Source organism: Streptococcus sp. ALY_208, from assembly GCF_058314295.1.
Map to the genome: position 1 here is coordinate 1 of NZ_JBZFUI010000002.1, position 16,136 is coordinate 16,136.

The window sequence follows — 16,136 nt, forward strand, 5'->3', positions numbered from 1 at the left end:
TCACTGCCTCGTACAACAAAGTAGGTCTGGTGGGTATCCTGATTAATAGCCTCAGTATCAGAGACATAGTAGGCATTGTAGCCCGTCTTCTCATTATCCAACATCCCTTCTTGATCGGGCTGAAGGTAGACAACCCCCTCATTAGGTAGGTCTGTCCCACCGCCTTGGGTGACTTGACCATTGTAAGTCACATCTTGGGAAAAATCTATTTTCTCTACCTTCGTTTTACTCTTTTTAGGGAGACTAATTGGTCTTTCTGTGTAGGCAGATTGCGCTAATGAAGCAAGAATATTATCAAAATTTTCTAAATTCCAACTCAAAATAAATCCTTTCTTTTACTACTCTCCGTATATATCCCAGATATTACCTTTATCAATCATAGGGGGATTTAGCATGCCAATTAATTCTATATCTGGCATATCGTCTTCGTGCTCTAAATAGAAATCAACCGTAAATTTGGTGTTTGGCAACTCGTTAAACTTACCACTCAAAGATAAATTATATCCTCCACCTTGTGGTGTTCCATTACCAGATTGCTCAACCATCATGCTATCCCAATCAATCTGAATCGATTCGATTTTAGAATTCTGTGATTTCACAAAATCTATAATTTCCTGCTTATGATCCTTGAGGTAAGCCAGTTGCTTTTTCTTAACTGCTTCTTCATCATCTTGTTCTTGCTTGGTTTCCTTTTGCGATGAAGACGCTACTGGCTCATCTCCATTAAAAATACGCCTGACCTCATCATATTTATCTAATCCCATAATTATTCCTCCTATTCCTAAAATACTTACTGTCGCTAAACTCACCAATGTCACTTTGGTACTTCTTTTCATAAAACCTCCTTCAATAACGTTGGGTGTGAACTGTCACCACCGATAAAGACAATACCATTTATTGCTCTTATCGCTGGTCACAGTAATTCATATTATCTCTAACCACAAAGTAAGTGTGGTGGGTATCCTGATTGATGGTTTCATTTTCGGGCAGGTAATAGGCATTGTAGCCGGTATCTTTATCTTCCAGCAAGCCGTCTGGATCGGGCTGGAGATAAACAATTCCATCGTCGTTGGGATCGTTCGGGTCATAGTACTGACCGCCTTCTGTAAGATTGCCATCTTTATCTCTAGCGTCTTGAGGAAAGTTAAACCCAATAGATTCACCCGAATCAAGCTTTCTTCTATCTTCTTTACTTAAGCTATCGTAATCAAAAACAATCGGTCTTTTCTTATATGCTGACTGGGCTAATGAGGCATAAATATTATCGAAACTTTCCAAATTCCAACTTTCACTCAAGATGATCCTCCCCTACTTTTACATATAATCCCAAATACATGCCGTCCAAATCAACCGATTTATCATCATTTATAGGGACATCTACTCGCCAACCTGAGTCCTCAATATTATTAACTCGTCCAAAAACTAGAATAACTTCTCCTCCACCTTGCGGGGTTCCATTTCCTGCTTCAGTCCACTGTGTATCATCCCAATCAATCTGTACACTCTCAACTTTAGGACTTTGTGATTTCACAAAATCTATAATTTCCTGCTCATGCTCTTTAAGATAAGTTAACTGCTTTTTCTTAACCGTTTCCTCGTCATCTTGTTCTTGCTTGGTTTCCTTTTGCGATGAAGACGCTACTGGCTCATCCCCGTTAAAAATGCGCCTGACCTCATCATATTTATCTAAACTCATTACTACTCCTCCTATTCCTAAAACTCCTATAGCAGCTAAACTGATTAATGTAACCTTAGTACTTTTCCTCATAAAACCTCCTTACTCATATTAGGTGCTGTGCTGTCACCACCGGTAAAGACAATACCACCATTGCCCTTAGCGCTGGTCACAATAATCTATATTCCCCCGCACCACAAAGTAGGTGTGATGCGTATCCTGATTGATGGTTTCATTTTCAGACAGGTAATAGGCATTGTAGCCCGTGTCCTCATCCTCCAACAAACGATCTTGATCAGGCTGGAGATAGACAATCCCATCTTTGTCAGGATCGTTAGAGTCGTAGTACTGACCGCCTTCTGTAAGATTGCCATCTTTATCTCTAGCGTCTTGAGAAAAATTAAATCTTACTGACTGACCTGAATCAAGAGCTTTTTTCTGGGCCCCTGTAAGCTGTTCGTAGGTAAAGTTTCCTGGTCTATCCTTATAAGCCGATTCTGCTAAAGAAGCATAAATATTATCAAAACTTTCTAAATTCCAGTTACTCAAATAGACTCACCTCCCACTTCTACATTATGAAGCATAAACATACTATTCATATCAATAGATCCGTCTTCTTTTAATGGAATATCTACTGCCCAACCTGAATCCTCAATATTATTAAATGTTCCATAAACACCAATATAATATTCAGATTCGAAAAGTCCACCATCAGTCCATCGTACATCCGTCCAATCCACTTGAACCGACTCTACTTTAGAGCTCTGCGATTTCACAAAATCCACAATTTCCTGCTCGTGTTCCTTGAGATAAGCAACCTGCTTCTTCTTAACTGCTTCTTCATCATTTTGTTCTTGCTTGGCTTCTTTTTGTGATGAAGATGCTACTAGCTCATCATTCTTGAAGAAACGTTTGACTTCATCATATTTATCTAATCCCATGATTATTCCTCCTATTCCTAAAATGCTTAGCGTTGCTAAACTCACCAATATCACTTTGGTACTTCTTTTCATAAAACCTCCTTCATTAACGTTAGGTGTGAATTGCCACCACTGGTAAAGACAACACCATTATTGCCCTTAGCGCTAATTACAGTATTCTACATGTAGGCTGATTGAGCTAATGAGGCATAAATGTTATCGAAACTTTCCAAATTCCAATTACTCAAATGGGGGTACCTCCTATGCTTATTTGACTGCCTAAAAACATTTCATCCATATTTACCGTTCCATCGTCATTAAGCGGAATATCTACTCCCCAGCCAGAATCCTCAATATTATTGACACGACCATATACATTAATATAATATTCTGACTCAAAAAGCCCACCTTCACTCCATCGTACATCCGTCCAATCTACTTGAACCGACTCTACTTTAGAGCTCTGTAATTTCACAAAATCTATAATTTCCTGCTCATGTTCCTTTAGATAAGCAACTTGCTTCTGCTTAACTGCTTCTTCATCATTTTGTTCTTGTTGTGATGAAGATGCTACTAGCTCATCACTGTTGAAAAAACGTTTGACTTCATCATATTTATCTAAACTCATTATCACTCCTCCTATTCCTAAAACTCCTATAGTAGCTAAACTGATTAATGTAACCTTAGCACTTTTCCTCATAAAGCCTCCTTATAAAACGTTAGGTGTGAACTGTCACCACCGGTAAAGACAACATCATTATTGCCCTTTTGTCAAACCTCTCTAATTTCCAATTACTCAAATGGGATTACCTCCTATTCTAACTTGATTACCGAGAAACATTTCATCCATATTGACGGTTCCATCGTCATTAAGCGGAATATCTACTCCCCAGCCAGAATCCTCAATATTATTGACACGACCATATACATTAATATAATATTCTGACTCAAAAAGCCCACCTTCACTCCATCGTACATCCGTCCAATCTACTTGAACCGACTCTACTTTAGAGCTCTGTAATTTCACAAAATCTATAATTTCCTGCTCATGATCTTTAAGATAAGACAACTGTTTTTTCCTTATAGCCTTTTCTTCTTCCGCTTGCCTTGTCTCATCTTTTTTAATTTCCTGATCTATTTTCTCTCTGATAGAAAGTTGGATATGATTATTAATGGCATTAGCTATTATAAACGTACCTCCTATTCCTCCCAAAACAGCTGCTACTATTAAACTTGATGATATCATTTTAGACTTTTTCCCCATAAAACCTCCTTATTATTTTTATCCTAATGACTCGCCACAGCATGCCAGTGCTCACTAGAACCACAAAGCAAGTCTAGTGAGTAACCTGATTAATGGCTTTCCTATCAAACAGACTCTCCTTGTGCGTCGTAAGTATCTCCTTGCTCAGCTTCGATAGCTTGAGTCAGCTCTTGATAGATTTCCTCGAGTTCTGTGGGGTTAACCCCTGCATTCTTAATCAGATCAACCTGTTTTTGAGCATTTTCTGCTAGGTCAGTGGCTACCCTTTCCTCAAAAGCGATCGCCTTTAGCCTTTCCTCATGGGCTAGGATATAAGTCTCTTTTAGGGATTGCCAGGATCCCTGTAACTCCTTAGCCAAATCAATGTCATTATGGGCTTTCATTTCTGGGAGGATATGGAGTGAAAAACTCCGCACGAACTCTAAAAATTTGAGGGACATCTCCTCTGTTCTCCCTATAAAGTCGGTTCCTTCTTCAGCTTTTTTCTGATAACTTCGTATCAGGCGCTCCCGTTTCATATGAGAAAGAAGCTCCTGTTTAAACCTTTCTTTTTTAGCCTTGTTCGTCATAAATAAACTTCCTTATGTATAGTATGCTACCACTCAAACTCTTTTCTACTATCATTAAGTTTGGATTTTAAGTTTAATTATAGTCAAATAATTGACTATAGTCAACATATTAAGTGTGTTATCTTACTCCTATCACAATAGTTGGGAGGTATTCACATGATTTCATATCGGCCTTTTTATAAGACCTTGTTCAAAAAATCAATGACCGAATATGAACTCATTGTGAAATATGGTATCAGCTCTAATACTATTCACCGAATGAAAAAGGGAGAGGCCATTACCACCAAAACGCTAGATACGCTTTGCCTCGCACTGGAGGCACCTGTAGAGGATATTATTGAATATATTCCAGACTAAACTATGCTACTTTTAAATCAATAAGAGCTTAGGATAACCATTCCTAAGCTCTTATTTTACTGTGGATAAGCTCTACTGATAACTAAAATTGCCTAGTGGATAGATACTCACTTGGCCATCGCTGTCACTCTCCAGAGCAATGCTGTGTTGCAAAGATTGCGTGTAAAGGCGGCTGGTCATTGTCAGCAATCCTTCATTCACAAAGATCTCTATAGCGGATGTATCTGAATAAATGACCAAATCAGACAGATTGTCTATTCTTGCAACTCTCTCATTTCGACCATATCCAGACTGGCCAAGACTTAACCGCAAAAGATTATCCTTGTAAGATAGTTTGACATCTTCTCTCAGTTGGACGGAAAAACTTTTAGGATTCTCAGTAAATGTTACTTGCATTTCAAAAATAGATTCTTCTGTCTGCCATCCTGAAAATGATGTCAATTCCCAATGATGCTCATCCAGCCTAAGCTGCTTAAACTCATCTAGAGGTTTTTGGTAGATATGATGATCCTTGTAGACCAACTCTCTTGGCATGGTTAGGGCATGGATCCAACCGTATTCTACTGTCGGTTGGTTGCTATAGCCTGACTCCTCAGGCATTCCCATCCAAGCTATTAAAATACGTCGTCCCTTATCATCTAAAAATGTCTGAGGGGCATAGAAATCAAAGCCATAATCAAATTCTTTGAAGGCTGACAAGTCATAATCCCCTAGCCAGCCATCCAGCAGGACATAGCCATTTTGAAAAACGTTTTGAAATTTTTCCTCCTGAGCAGGGAGACCTTGGGGGCAGAAGGATAGGATCTTTTGACCGCTCAGTTCGAATAAATCAGGGCATTCCCACATGTAACCCAAGGGGCTATCTGATTCAATGCGGCCAATATAAGACCACTCCCTTAAATTATGAGATTTAAAGCAGATCACACAGCCGGTATCTGCTAGGGTCCTTGCTCCGAGTACCATGACATAGCTGTCATCAACTGGGTAAATTTTAGGATCTCTCACGTGCTTACTAAGATCAGTAGGATAGTCTTCATTTTTCAGTACTGTCTCCTTGACATCAATCTGATAGCCATCTGGGCTCTGAATATGAATAGTATTTTGCTCACGACCATTGGTGATGTAGTCATACTCTTGATCAAGCAGTTTGACATTCCCCGTGTAGAAAAAATGCACCTGATCATCTTTTTTGAAGGCTGAGCCACTGTAAGCACCATCACGGTCATCCTCAGTATTAGGAAACAAGAAGGGTTCTTCTTCTACGTAATGAATCCAATCCTTGGTCGTATAATGCCCCCACGATTTGATCCCCCAGCTCGCCTTAAAAGGCGTGTATTGAAAATAGATATGGTTTCTTCCTTGATGCTGAAATAAACCATTGGGGTCATTGAGCCAGCCAGTTGGTGGCATGAGATGGAAGGCAAGCCGATTAGGATCTTTCTTAACCTTTTCCCTCATATAGGAATACTCTTTGCACTCGTTTAGATAATCTTGTTTGGTATACATGTCTTTCTCCCAAATAGACACAAAGAATCTGAGACAAGCAGTGTCAGATTCCTTTGGTCATTTCAGTTAATAGGCTTTGACAAGCAAAACTATTGGGCCTTGACTTATCTTGCCTTATGCCAGTTTATTTTTGATTGTCTTTGAGTCTAATTAATGATTTTCTTGCGCCTTGCCTTTGTGAATGGTACTGAGCAATAGGGTTGCTACTAAACCAGCCACGAAGCCGATCAGGTGGGCAATAATATAATTAATATAGCCATTATGTGCAGGATCTGCAATGGCAATTCCTGGTACAGCTGTTGTCCCGAATCCTAGGGCTGTCAATTTGGAGAAGTAAACATAGACACCTGCTAGCGCTCCTCCAATACAGCCCCCGATTAGTGGATAACGGTATCTAAGATTGACCCCAAAGATTGCCGGTTCACTAATACCAAACAAGGTAGAAGCAAAACTTGGCAAGGTTAATTCACGAACCTTGGTATCTTTCCAATGGGTTACTAGATAGCCGATCACCGCACCAGATTGACCGATCAGAGCCACAGACATCAAGGGATTGATAAAGTTATGGCCAGTGTCAGCCAGTAACTGCGCTTCTACTGCACCGATGATATGATGCAGACCAGTGATAACAAGGAGCTGTTGAACACCTGCAAACAAGGCAAAGCCTACAAATCCTAGGTGGGACGTTGCCCATACCAATCCACTCGTCAAACCAGTCGATAAAAGGCGCCCTACTGGGCCAACGATGGTAAAGAGCAAGACCGTTGAGATAAAGACAGTGAGCAAGGGGGCAACCAAGAGCTTGATAGAGTTTGGAACTTTCTTATTAAAGAAAATATCGAGCTTAGCCACCACAAATCCAATCATCAAAGCGACTAGAATACCGCCTTGAAAACCAATCATATTGATAGGAAGGCCAAATAAGTGAATGGTTTCCACCTTAACCGTTCCCTGTGCTGCTGAGTAGGCATTTGCCAGCGTTGAATCCAGCATAATAGCACCGACCACCATACCAAGTACAGGATTCCCACCAAAGCGTTTAACGGCTGAATAACAGACAACCATGGGTAAAATCGCAAAGATACCATTGGCTGCTAGGCTGGCCAGTCTATTGATGGCATAGAGGGTATCATTCTCTTTAACCATATCAAAATTGCCAAGCACACCTGTGATTCCCATCAATAAGGCTGCCGCTAAGATAGCAGGGATAATAGCAACAAAGACATCGGAAAGGGATTTAATAATCGATTGGAAGATATTACTTTTCTTAGCACTCTCTTCCTTTAGATCGTAAATATTCATATCCTTGATGCCGACATAGTCAGAAAAAGCTTCATAGACATCATTGACCAAACCAGGTCCAATGATCAACTGAATTTGATCACCTGCAACAAAGGCCCCTTTGACGAGATCCACTGTTTCAAGCTTATCTATTTGCGCCAGGCTATTGTCCTTTAGCACAATACGCAAACGTGTGGCACAGTGGGCGACACCCACAATGTTTTGACGACCGCCGACATATTTTTCAATATCTTGACACATCTTTTTGTAATCAGCCATAATTGCCTCCATTTCACTTTAGGAACCGGTTCCATTTTGTTTACGCTTTCATTATACCATCAAATAAAAATAATGCAATAGATTTTTAGATTTTTTTGGAACCGGTTTTGTTTGTGGTTAAAATTAAGGAGTTTGAGACAAAAGCCTAAACCCGTTAATATTATTAGTAGTGGACTTTTAGTCCCACCCTCCTTCCTTTTGGACAAGACTGGCTCGTTCAAATAGTTCAAAGGGAATCACTTGAATATTGCTCACTGGTTTTCCTTGAATCATTTGAAGAATACTTTCACCGCTGATAATGCCTGTACTATACCAGTCAAATTTAACAGAGGTTAGAGGCGGATTTAGCAGAGCGCTTGTTTCGTACTCTCCAAAACCTAGGACGGAAATATCCTGACCAATGGTCATATGGTAATCCGGTAATACCTTGTAGGCCGCTTGAGCTAGACGGTCTGTCGCACAGATGATAGCATCCGGAAAACACTTGGGATCAAGGGAGTTCTTCAAGGAGTCTATCGCCTCCTCATAGTCAAATGTTGTATAGACAAATGTCACATCTGAAACCCCTCTTGCACTTAAGCCATCTATCACTCCCTGCTTACGCACCTGCCCAACGGCTATATCATGAGGGTCAACCCATAGACAAAGAACAGCCTTGGCTCCTGATTTCCCAACCAGCTCACCTACTGCTCTGCCAGCTGCGTAATCATCATTGATAACCGTATGAAGATGGGCATTACTCTGCCCTACAAATAAGACAGGTTGAGCAATGGTTTTAACAATCTCCTCATGTAGTGGTGTAATCCCAGTTGACAGAACAATGATGCCATCGACATTCATTTTACTGAGACGAACAATACTCTTAATTTCTTCATCAGTAGATTGGTCCGTGTGCATCATCAAAGGTGTATAGTCACTTTTCTTAAGATAAGCCACAATCACTTCAACAATTCGTGGCGTTGTCACCGAATTAAAACCGGGTACCACTAAGCCAATAATATGACTATTTTTAGCACTCAAGCGTGCAAAGACGTTCGGTTCATAATCATACTCATCCATTATTTTTTGGATGCGCTGTGCCGTTGACTCTTTGACACTACCACCGTTTAAATATCTAGATACGGTACTCTTAGCGACCCCTGCCAGTTTAGCGATATCATTGATAGTCAATTTATTCTGCATAGCTACTCTCCAGGCCTTCTATTTCCATTATGCTTATTATATCAGAATTTAAAACCAGAGAACTCACCTAATAGTTAGGAATACAAAATTCTTTGCTATTGTTTAATAATCTCTAATAAATACTTGCTAAAAATATGACTATGGGACAATTTTGCAGCGTCAGATTGCTAGTCCAGCACTTTTAGATTCAAGAACAATTTCCAGACAAAATACTTGCTAAAATGTCTTTAAAATCTTAGACTGTCAAGCGTTGAGACCTCTGTCTCAATTATCATAGAAATGGAGGATGACGATGTCTGATTATCAAACGATCTATACAACAACTGCAATCAATACTGGTGGTCGTAACGGTGTGAGTTACATTGATGACGGTTCTTATAAGGTTAAAGTAGCTTCACCAACTGCTGCTAATAAGCCTGAAAATGCTACAAATCCTGAGCAACTCTTTGCACTTGGTTACAGTGCTTGCTTTAACAGTGCCCTAGAAGGCGTTATGGCTCAAGAAGGGATCAAGGGGCGTTCACAAGTAAGCGTCACTATCCAACTGCTCAATAATAAGGGAACAGCTCTGGATGTCAAACTTCAAGGTGCTATCACGGTTGCTATCGAGGGACAAACGACGATTCAAGCACAAGAATTAGCTGAAAAAGCGCATACGATCTGCCCTTACTCACGTGCTACTCTTAACAACATGCAAGTGAGCGTGCGTGGTGCAAAATTTGACGAAAACAAACACGATTAATCACTTGTCCTAGAAAGTAAAACTGACCAAATAAATAAGGCTGAGAATGTTTGTCTCAGCCTTATTCTATTAACTACAGCAATTCATTAAAGTCCCAGACCTGGGTCCAACCCTCATAAAAGTCTGGCTCATGACAGACCATAAGGACAGAGCCCTTATAATCTTTAAGGGCACGCTTGAGCTCTTCTTTAGCATCCTTGTCTAAGTGATTGGTTGGTTCATCTAGGACAAGCACATTATGCTCACGGTTCATGAGCAGGCAAAAGCGCACCTTGGCCTGTTCTCCACCTGACAAAACCTGAATTTGGCTTTCGATATGCTTAGAGGTCAGCCCACATCTGGCTAAGGCCGCACGGACTTCCGCCTGATTCATAGCAGGAAAGGCATCCCAAACTGCCTCCAGCGGGGTTTGACGATTGCCCCCTGGGACTTCTTGCTCAAAATAGCCTAACTCAATATACTCACCTGTCTCTACAGAGCCGCTGATGGGCTGAATGATTCCCAACAAACTCTTCAGGAGGGTGGTCTTTCCAATACCATTGGCACCAGTGATAGCCACTTTTTGAGAGCGCTCAAAACTAAGGCTAAGGGGCTTGGTCAGTGGACGATCATAACCGATCTGCAGCTCCTTGGTTTGAAAGATAAACCGACTGGGCGTGCGAGCATTTTTAAACTCAAAACTTGGTTTTGGTTTCTCAGCCTTGAGTTCGATCTTTTCCATCTTCTCTAGTTTCTTTTGACGAGACATAGCCATATTGCGGGTAGCGACACGGGCTTTATTACGATTGACAAAGTCCTGAAGCTCAGCAATTTCCTTTTGCTGACGCTCATAGGCTGCTTCTAACTGAGCCTTTTTCATGGCATAAACCGACTGAAAATTATCATAATCGCCAGCATAACGTACCAGATCTAAATTTTCGACATGGTAGACAAGGTTGATGACATCATTTAAGAAAGGAATATCGTGGCTGATGAGCACAAAAGCATTGTCATAATTTTGTAGATAGCGCTTGAGCCACTCGATATGCTCAGCATCCAGATAGTTGGTTGGTTCATCCAGCAGCAAGATATCTGGCTTTTCTAGGAGGAGTTTGGCTAATAGCACCTTGGTTCTTTGACCACCTGATAGCTCCGTCACATCCCTATCCATGCCAAAGTCCATAACTCCTAAGGCACGGGCCACTTCATCAATCTTAGCATCGAGTGTATAGAAGTCACGGCTTTCAAGACGATCCTGAAGCTCTCCGACTTCCATCATCAGGCCATCAATATCTGCACCATCTTCTGCCATGGTCATGTAGATAGCATTAATCCGCTCCTCAGTCTTAAATAGGTCATCAAAAGCCCTTCGCAAGACATCACGAACAGTCACGCCCGCTTCAAGAACGGTATGCTGGTCTAGATAACCGACAGTAACATACTTGGACCATTCAACCTTGCCTTCATCTGGCTGCAAGTGACCTGTCACAATATTCATAAATGTCGACTTACCTTCACCATTGGCTCCGACTAAACCGATATACTCTCCCTTTAGGAGACGAAAGGAAACATTTTCAAAGATCGCACGGTCACCAAAACCGTGACTAAGATTTTTTACTTCTAAAATTGACATGATAACTTCCTGATTTTTTCTTTGCCTATCAAGCTCTTGGGGACCTGATCAGTCTTCTTATTATGGGGAAATTGAGAGGATTTGTCAATGGCTTACCCTATCAACCTCACCAGTCTAATAATTTCATGGAAAAGCCACTTTTTTCTCTCTAAAAATAGTCTAGGACAAAATACTGAAAAGTTTTAGTAATATTTTGAAAGAAAGGCAAAACTATGCTAGTATGGAAACATGACAAACAGACTTTCAGGCCTGACAACACAAGAGGTCAACCAACGTATCGATCAGCAGAAAGTGAACGCTTTCAAAGTCAAAACGAGTTCCAGCAACTGGGAGATTTTTATTCGTAATGTGTTTACCCCTTTTAATCTCCTCAATTTGCTTATTTTTTTGGCCTTGGCAGTTGTCGGTGCTTGGTCTAATACTTTTTTCTTTGCTATTATCGTCCTTAATAGCGCTTCGGGTATCCTGACAGAGTGGCGGGCTAGACGCACTATTGATAAGCTCAATCTTATGAATAAAGACCAGGTACAGGTGGTGAGAGATGGTGAGAGTCAGTCTATTGATCCAGAAGCTATCGTGGTGGATGATCTTTTACTCCTATCTGCTGGAGAGCAGGTGCCAAGTGATGCAACTGTTGTCTCTGGCTTTGCTGAGGTCAACGAAGCTATGCTGACAGGGGAAAGCGATCTTATTTTAAAGGATGTGGATAGCCAGCTACTTTCTGGTAGCTATCTGGTCAGCGGCCAAGTCTATGCTAGGGTCACCCATGTCGGCTCGGAGAACTATGCTAGCCAGCTTATGCTGGAAGCTAAGACTCACAAGCCTATTACTTCACGCATTCTCTACAATATGGATCGCCTTGCAGGTTTCACCGGTAAGATTATTGTTCCCTTTAGTTTAGCGCTCTTTGTCGAAACTTTTGTACTGGCCAAGCTGCCTTTACAGGACTCAGTAGTCACGACATCAACAGCTCTGCTAGGAATGCTTCCAAAAGGCATTGCCCTCTTGACGATCACTTCCTTACTGACTGCTGTTATTAAACTGGGACTCAACCATATTCTGGTACAAGAAATGTATTCTGTTGAGACCCTAGCTCGGGTGGATGTCCTCTGCTTGGATAAGACTGGTACCATCACGCAAGGACGGATGACTGTCGAAGCTATGCAACCCCTGACAGATCGGTTTGATCAAGAAACTCTTGAGCAACTACTAGCTATTTATACCCAGACCAGTGACGATCATAATTCAACAGCTCGTGCCATCCGTGATCTCTACGGAGATATCTCACACGACTATGAAGCAAAGGATTCTATTCCCTTTTCAAGTGCCCGTAAATGGGGAGCTGTCCAGATTGATCGTATAGGCTCACTTTTTCTAGGGGCTCCTGAGATGCTGCTGGATCACAGTCTGCCAGCCATCGAGGAAGCTCAGGCCCGTGGTTCTCGAGTCCTCATTTTGTCACACAGCCCCTACCAACTGGACAAAACTCATATGGGACTTCCAGAAGATATCCAACCCCTAGCCTTGCTTGAGATCACCGATCCTATTCGGGAGGGTGCTGCAGAAACTCTTGACTACCTACGCTCCCAAGATGTACTACTCAAGATCATCTCTGGAGATAATCCTATCACCGTCTCTCATATCGCTCAGGAGGCTGGTTTTGTTGATTATGACAGCTATGTTGATTGCTCTAAGATTAGCGATGATACTTTGGTTGCTCTAGCTGAGGACACTGCTATCTTTGGCCGTGTCTCTCCCCATCAAAAGAAGCTCTTAATCGAGACGCTCAAGTCTAAAGGACACACGACTGCTATGACTGGTGATGGGGTTAATGATATTTTGGCTCTGAGAGAAGCTGACTGCTCTATCGTTATGGCTGAAGGGGATCCTGCGACTCGCCAGATTGCCAATCTGGTTCTGCTGGATTCTGACTTCAACGACATCCCAGAAATCCTCTTTGAAGGGCGTCGTGTGGTCAATAACATTGCACATATCGCACCTATTTTCCTCATTAAGGCTGTCTATTCTTTTTTAATCGGTCTATTTTGTATCGCAAGTATGTTGCTCGGAAAACCAGAATATTTTTTGATTTTTCCATTTATTCAAGTACAGATGACATTGCAAGGGCAATTTATTGAGGGCTTACCTCCCTTTGTTCTGACTTTTGAGCGCAATATTCAGCCAGTTAAAAAACATTTCCTCAAGCGATCACTGTGGCTATCGTTACCCAATGCACTCTTGGTGGTGATCAGTGTTCTACTCTTCCATAGCCTACGCCTAGCAGGAGTGATCAGTCCTAGCGAAATGGCTAGTCTCTCTTATTACATTCTTGGTGCTACAGGGTTATTGGTGGTTATTAAGGCCTGCCTGCCTCTGAGCTGGCCTCGGATCGCTCTGATTATCTATTCTATCTTTGGCTTTTTCATTAGTTCTTACTATTTACATGGATTGATTCAGGTAGCCCCTATGACTCAGCATACCCTGCCACTCTTTCTTGGACTGATGCTGATTTTTACTCCAATCTATTTCTGGATTAGCTATCGTCAGGATCAATCCGACCGCTTTAATCAATAAAAAAATAAGATTCTAACGAATCTTATTTTTTTATTACAACTAGTAAACAGCTCAAGCTTTTATCAAGATGGAAGGCGATACCAGACGACTGCAAATTGTCCTAGTCCTGCTAGAACTCCAAACATTAACAGTTGCTCCGGTGCATGTGCAAAAATGATCATGGGAAGCAGTGCTAACCCCAGGACAAATAGATGAATACCTAGCCATCTAGGTGTTAGTAAAATTGCCTGACGATTATAGGAGGATAAGAATTGTAAGGTACTGTAGAAAATCGCTAAGCCTAAGATAGCTAGATTTTTAGCATCATGGAAATGATGCGGCAGTTCTGCCATTTCAATCATCAATGTGGTAAAGAGGACACTGAGAAGTAAGACCATATGGACATAGACCATTCTCAGACCTGTGCGCTGTTGATGATGATTTATGATGACGGCTGTTTGAGTGATATAAGCGATGAACATCAGCCCAATCATGGCAAAGCTCAGGATAGCTTCCAGCATATGAGTATCAAGATCAAAGGTCTTGATACTAGCGATAATAGCTTCGCCAAAGTAAATGATACTAATCAGCTGAAGCCGCTCTACTAAATGGGGAAAATTAGCCTTGTCTTCCTCTTTTTTAGACCGTGTCAGATACACATATAAGAAACTCAAGCCATAGAAAAGATAGGACCATAAAATGCTCATCTGAGAATCCCTGCTCAGCCAGATAAACCAAATCGTCTGAACGAGCATATCTACTCCAATGTCTTTCATGTGATAGATCATGGTTTTGCTAAAACCACCTATCCGCTTGGCTCTCAGGATATACTGCATGAGAACCGAGACATTGCTCAGGAGAAAGAGAACATTGAAGGATATATAGGTCTTTTGCCATTCCAGCGTCAATTCTCTAGCCATATAACCAATGACAAACATATTGAGAATGATGGTGACAATGTCCATGAGATCGCGTTCCCCATATTTATTAAGGTACATGGTTTCATGGAACCACAGCTTAATCAACATGATAAAGGCAATGATAAACTGTAAATAACTAAGGAGAGTTATATGAACACCCTCACCATGCATCATTCCTGTCAAAACTGACACCGCAAAAACAAATACGAGATCATAGAAGAGCTCGTAGTTGGACACTTTTTTGGGAATAATACTTTTCATATTCCCATGATAAAGTATAGGTCAGTAAAAGTCAATAAAACAGCCTAGGCTTCCCAATCAATCACAGGCCCCAATGGTACGATACCAGTTGGATTGATAGTTTTGTGACTACCATAATAATGCTTCTTGATATGATCGAAATTTACTGTCTCAGCGATACCTGGAAGGTGGTAGATACGCTTGGTATAATCCCATAGATTAGGATAATCTACTAGACGCTTGAGATTACACTTGAAATGGCCGTAGTAAACTGAGTCAAAGCGAACCAAGGTCGTAAAGAGACGAATATCGGCTTCAGTGAATTGATTACCAACTAGATAGTCCTGCTCATCCAGTAAGAGCTCCAACTTATCAAGAGCGTCAAAGAGCTTGGCTACCTCTGAGACGTAAACTTCCTGAGCCGTCGCAAAACCAGCTTTATAAACGCCATTATTGATATTAGGATAAATAAATTGATTCATGTCATCAATTTGATCCTGCAAGTCAGCTGGATAATAATTCTCCGTATTACCAGTGATGTGATCAAAGGCACTATTAAACATGCGGATAATATCTGCTGATTCATTGCTGACAATTGTCTCAGTCTTCTTATCCCATAAAACTGGTACTGTCACGCGCCCTGAATAATCAGGTTTAGCAGCCAAGTAGACCTGATAAAGAAAATCAGCATGGTTGATACTATCAGCAATCACCCCTTCTCCTTCCTGAAAAGTCCAGCCCTTTTCCAACATCAAAGGATGGACAACCGAAAGGCTGATATGTTGCTCCAATCCTTTTAGCTTACGCATAATGAGGGTTCGACTGGCCCACGGGCAAGCCAGAGATACATAGAGGTGATAACGTCCAGACTCTGCCTTAAAGCCTGATTGACCTGTGACGCCAGCTCTACCATCTACCGTCACCCAATTCCTAAACTGAGTTTTAGTACGTACAAATTGACCACCTGTAGACTCCGTATCATACCATTGATCAATCCAATGGCCATTTTTTAATAATCCCATCTGACTACCTCTTT

At 41.3% G+C, this 16,136-nt stretch carries 17 protein-coding genes and 2 pseudogenes; 3 read left to right on the forward strand and 16 right to left on the reverse strand.

The window, feature by feature from the left end; translation table 11 throughout:
* The 9 genes and pseudogenes from AC4HAI_RS02355 to AC4HAI_RS02395 form a co-directional block, all read right to left on the reverse strand.
* Positions 1-320 (reverse strand): annotated as a pseudogene (locus AC4HAI_RS02355) (triacylglycerol lipase); the annotation flags it as partial.
* Between the two features lie 18 nt (positions 321-338).
* Entirely contained in the window at positions 339-836 is a 498-nt protein-coding gene (locus AC4HAI_RS02360) for a hypothetical protein (protein WP_491110282.1), read from the reverse strand.
* Between the two features lie 67 nt (positions 837-903).
* Complete coding sequence (locus AC4HAI_RS02365) at positions 904-1,296, reverse strand: hypothetical protein (protein WP_491110284.1); 393 nt, start codon at positions 1,294-1,296, stop codon at positions 904-906.
* On the reverse strand, positions 1,289-1,768 hold the full coding sequence (locus AC4HAI_RS02370) for a hypothetical protein (protein ID WP_491110285.1): 480 nt from the start codon (positions 1,766-1,768) through the stop codon (positions 1,289-1,291). The genes AC4HAI_RS02365 and AC4HAI_RS02370 overlap by 8 nt, the downstream gene beginning before the upstream one ends.
* Before the next feature lie 66 nt (positions 1,769-1,834).
* Entirely contained in the window at positions 1,835-2,224 is a 390-nt protein-coding gene (locus AC4HAI_RS02375) for a hypothetical protein (protein WP_491110287.1), read from the reverse strand.
* Positions 2,221-2,616 (reverse strand): hypothetical protein, encoded by a 396-nt coding sequence (locus AC4HAI_RS02380; protein WP_491110289.1) that lies wholly within the window; start codon positions 2,614-2,616, stop codon positions 2,221-2,223. Before AC4HAI_RS02380 ends, AC4HAI_RS02375 begins: the two co-directional genes overlap by 4 nt.
* A 223-nt stretch (positions 2,617-2,839) precedes the next feature.
* Positions 2,840-3,295, reverse strand: coding sequence for a hypothetical protein (locus AC4HAI_RS02385; RefSeq protein WP_491110290.1), 456 nt, complete (start codon positions 3,293-3,295; stop codon positions 2,840-2,842).
* Between the two features lie 96 nt (positions 3,296-3,391).
* Positions 3,392-3,859: a hypothetical protein gene (locus AC4HAI_RS02390; protein WP_491079275.1), complete on the reverse strand. Its 468-nt coding sequence runs from the start codon at positions 3,857-3,859 to the stop codon at positions 3,392-3,394.
* A gap of 104 nt (positions 3,860-3,963) precedes the next feature.
* Positions 3,964-4,428, reverse strand: coding sequence for a hypothetical protein (locus AC4HAI_RS02395; RefSeq protein WP_491079276.1), 465 nt, complete (start codon positions 4,426-4,428; stop codon positions 3,964-3,966).
* 156 nt (positions 4,429-4,584) lie between these two features.
* Between AC4HAI_RS02395 and AC4HAI_RS02400 the strand changes: the two genes are divergently transcribed.
* Positions 4,585-4,785, forward strand: coding sequence for a helix-turn-helix domain-containing protein (locus tag AC4HAI_RS02400; RefSeq protein ID WP_491079277.1), 201 nt, complete (start codon positions 4,585-4,587; stop codon positions 4,783-4,785).
* Between the two features lie 72 nt (positions 4,786-4,857).
* Here the strand turns inward: AC4HAI_RS02400 and AC4HAI_RS02405 are convergent, their stop codons facing one another.
* The 4 genes and pseudogenes from AC4HAI_RS02405 to AC4HAI_RS02420 all read right to left on the reverse strand — a co-directional run.
* Complete coding sequence (locus tag AC4HAI_RS02405; RefSeq protein WP_491079278.1) at positions 4,858-6,291, reverse strand: glycoside hydrolase family 32 protein; 1,434 nt, start codon at positions 6,289-6,291, stop codon at positions 4,858-4,860.
* 150 nt (positions 6,292-6,441) lie between these two features.
* Positions 6,442-7,851, reverse strand: coding sequence for a PTS transporter subunit EIIC (locus AC4HAI_RS02410; RefSeq protein ID WP_491079279.1), 1,410 nt, complete (start codon positions 7,849-7,851; stop codon positions 6,442-6,444).
* A 177-nt stretch (positions 7,852-8,028) separates the two neighbouring features.
* Positions 8,029-8,910, reverse strand: a complete 882-nt coding sequence (locus AC4HAI_RS02415; protein WP_491079289.1) for a trehalose repressor — start codon at positions 8,908-8,910, stop codon at positions 8,029-8,031.
* Positions 8,896-9,036: pseudogene (locus AC4HAI_RS02420) on the reverse strand (LacI family DNA-binding transcriptional regulator); the annotation flags it as partial. The pseudogene AC4HAI_RS02420 and the gene AC4HAI_RS02415, both read right to left, overlap by 15 nt.
* 289 nt (positions 9,037-9,325) lie before the next feature.
* On the opposite strand from AC4HAI_RS02420, the gene AC4HAI_RS02425 reads away from it, so the two are divergent.
* The gene (locus AC4HAI_RS02425) at positions 9,326-9,775 is read left to right on the forward strand and encodes an Ohr family peroxiredoxin (RefSeq protein ID WP_491079280.1); all 450 of its coding nucleotides are present in this window, start codon (positions 9,326-9,328) and stop codon (positions 9,773-9,775) included.
* 73 nt (positions 9,776-9,848) lie between these two features.
* On the opposite strand, the gene AC4HAI_RS02430 is transcribed toward AC4HAI_RS02425, so the two are convergent.
* On the reverse strand, positions 9,849-11,387 hold the full coding sequence (locus AC4HAI_RS02430; RefSeq protein WP_491110291.1) for an ABC-F family ATP-binding cassette domain-containing protein: 1,539 nt from the start codon (positions 11,385-11,387) through the stop codon (positions 9,849-9,851).
* Positions 11,388-11,615: 228 nt separating this feature from the next.
* Between AC4HAI_RS02430 and AC4HAI_RS02435 the strand changes: the two genes are divergently transcribed.
* Complete coding sequence (locus AC4HAI_RS02435) at positions 11,616-13,961, forward strand: HAD-IC family P-type ATPase (protein ID WP_491110293.1); 2,346 nt, start codon at positions 11,616-11,618, stop codon at positions 13,959-13,961.
* A 62-nt stretch (positions 13,962-14,023) separates the two neighbouring features.
* On the opposite strand, the gene AC4HAI_RS02440 is transcribed toward AC4HAI_RS02435, so the two are convergent.
* Positions 14,024-15,121, reverse strand: a complete 1,098-nt coding sequence (locus AC4HAI_RS02440) for a low temperature requirement protein A (protein ID WP_491079283.1) — start codon at positions 15,119-15,121, stop codon at positions 14,024-14,026.
* 44 nt (positions 15,122-15,165) lie between these two features.
* Positions 15,166-16,122 carry a glutathione S-transferase family protein gene (locus AC4HAI_RS02445; RefSeq protein WP_491079284.1) on the reverse strand — a complete coding sequence of 319 codons (957 nt, stop codon included), beginning with the start codon at positions 16,120-16,122 and terminating at the stop codon, positions 15,166-15,168.
* Positions 16,123-16,136: the final 14 nt, after the last annotated feature.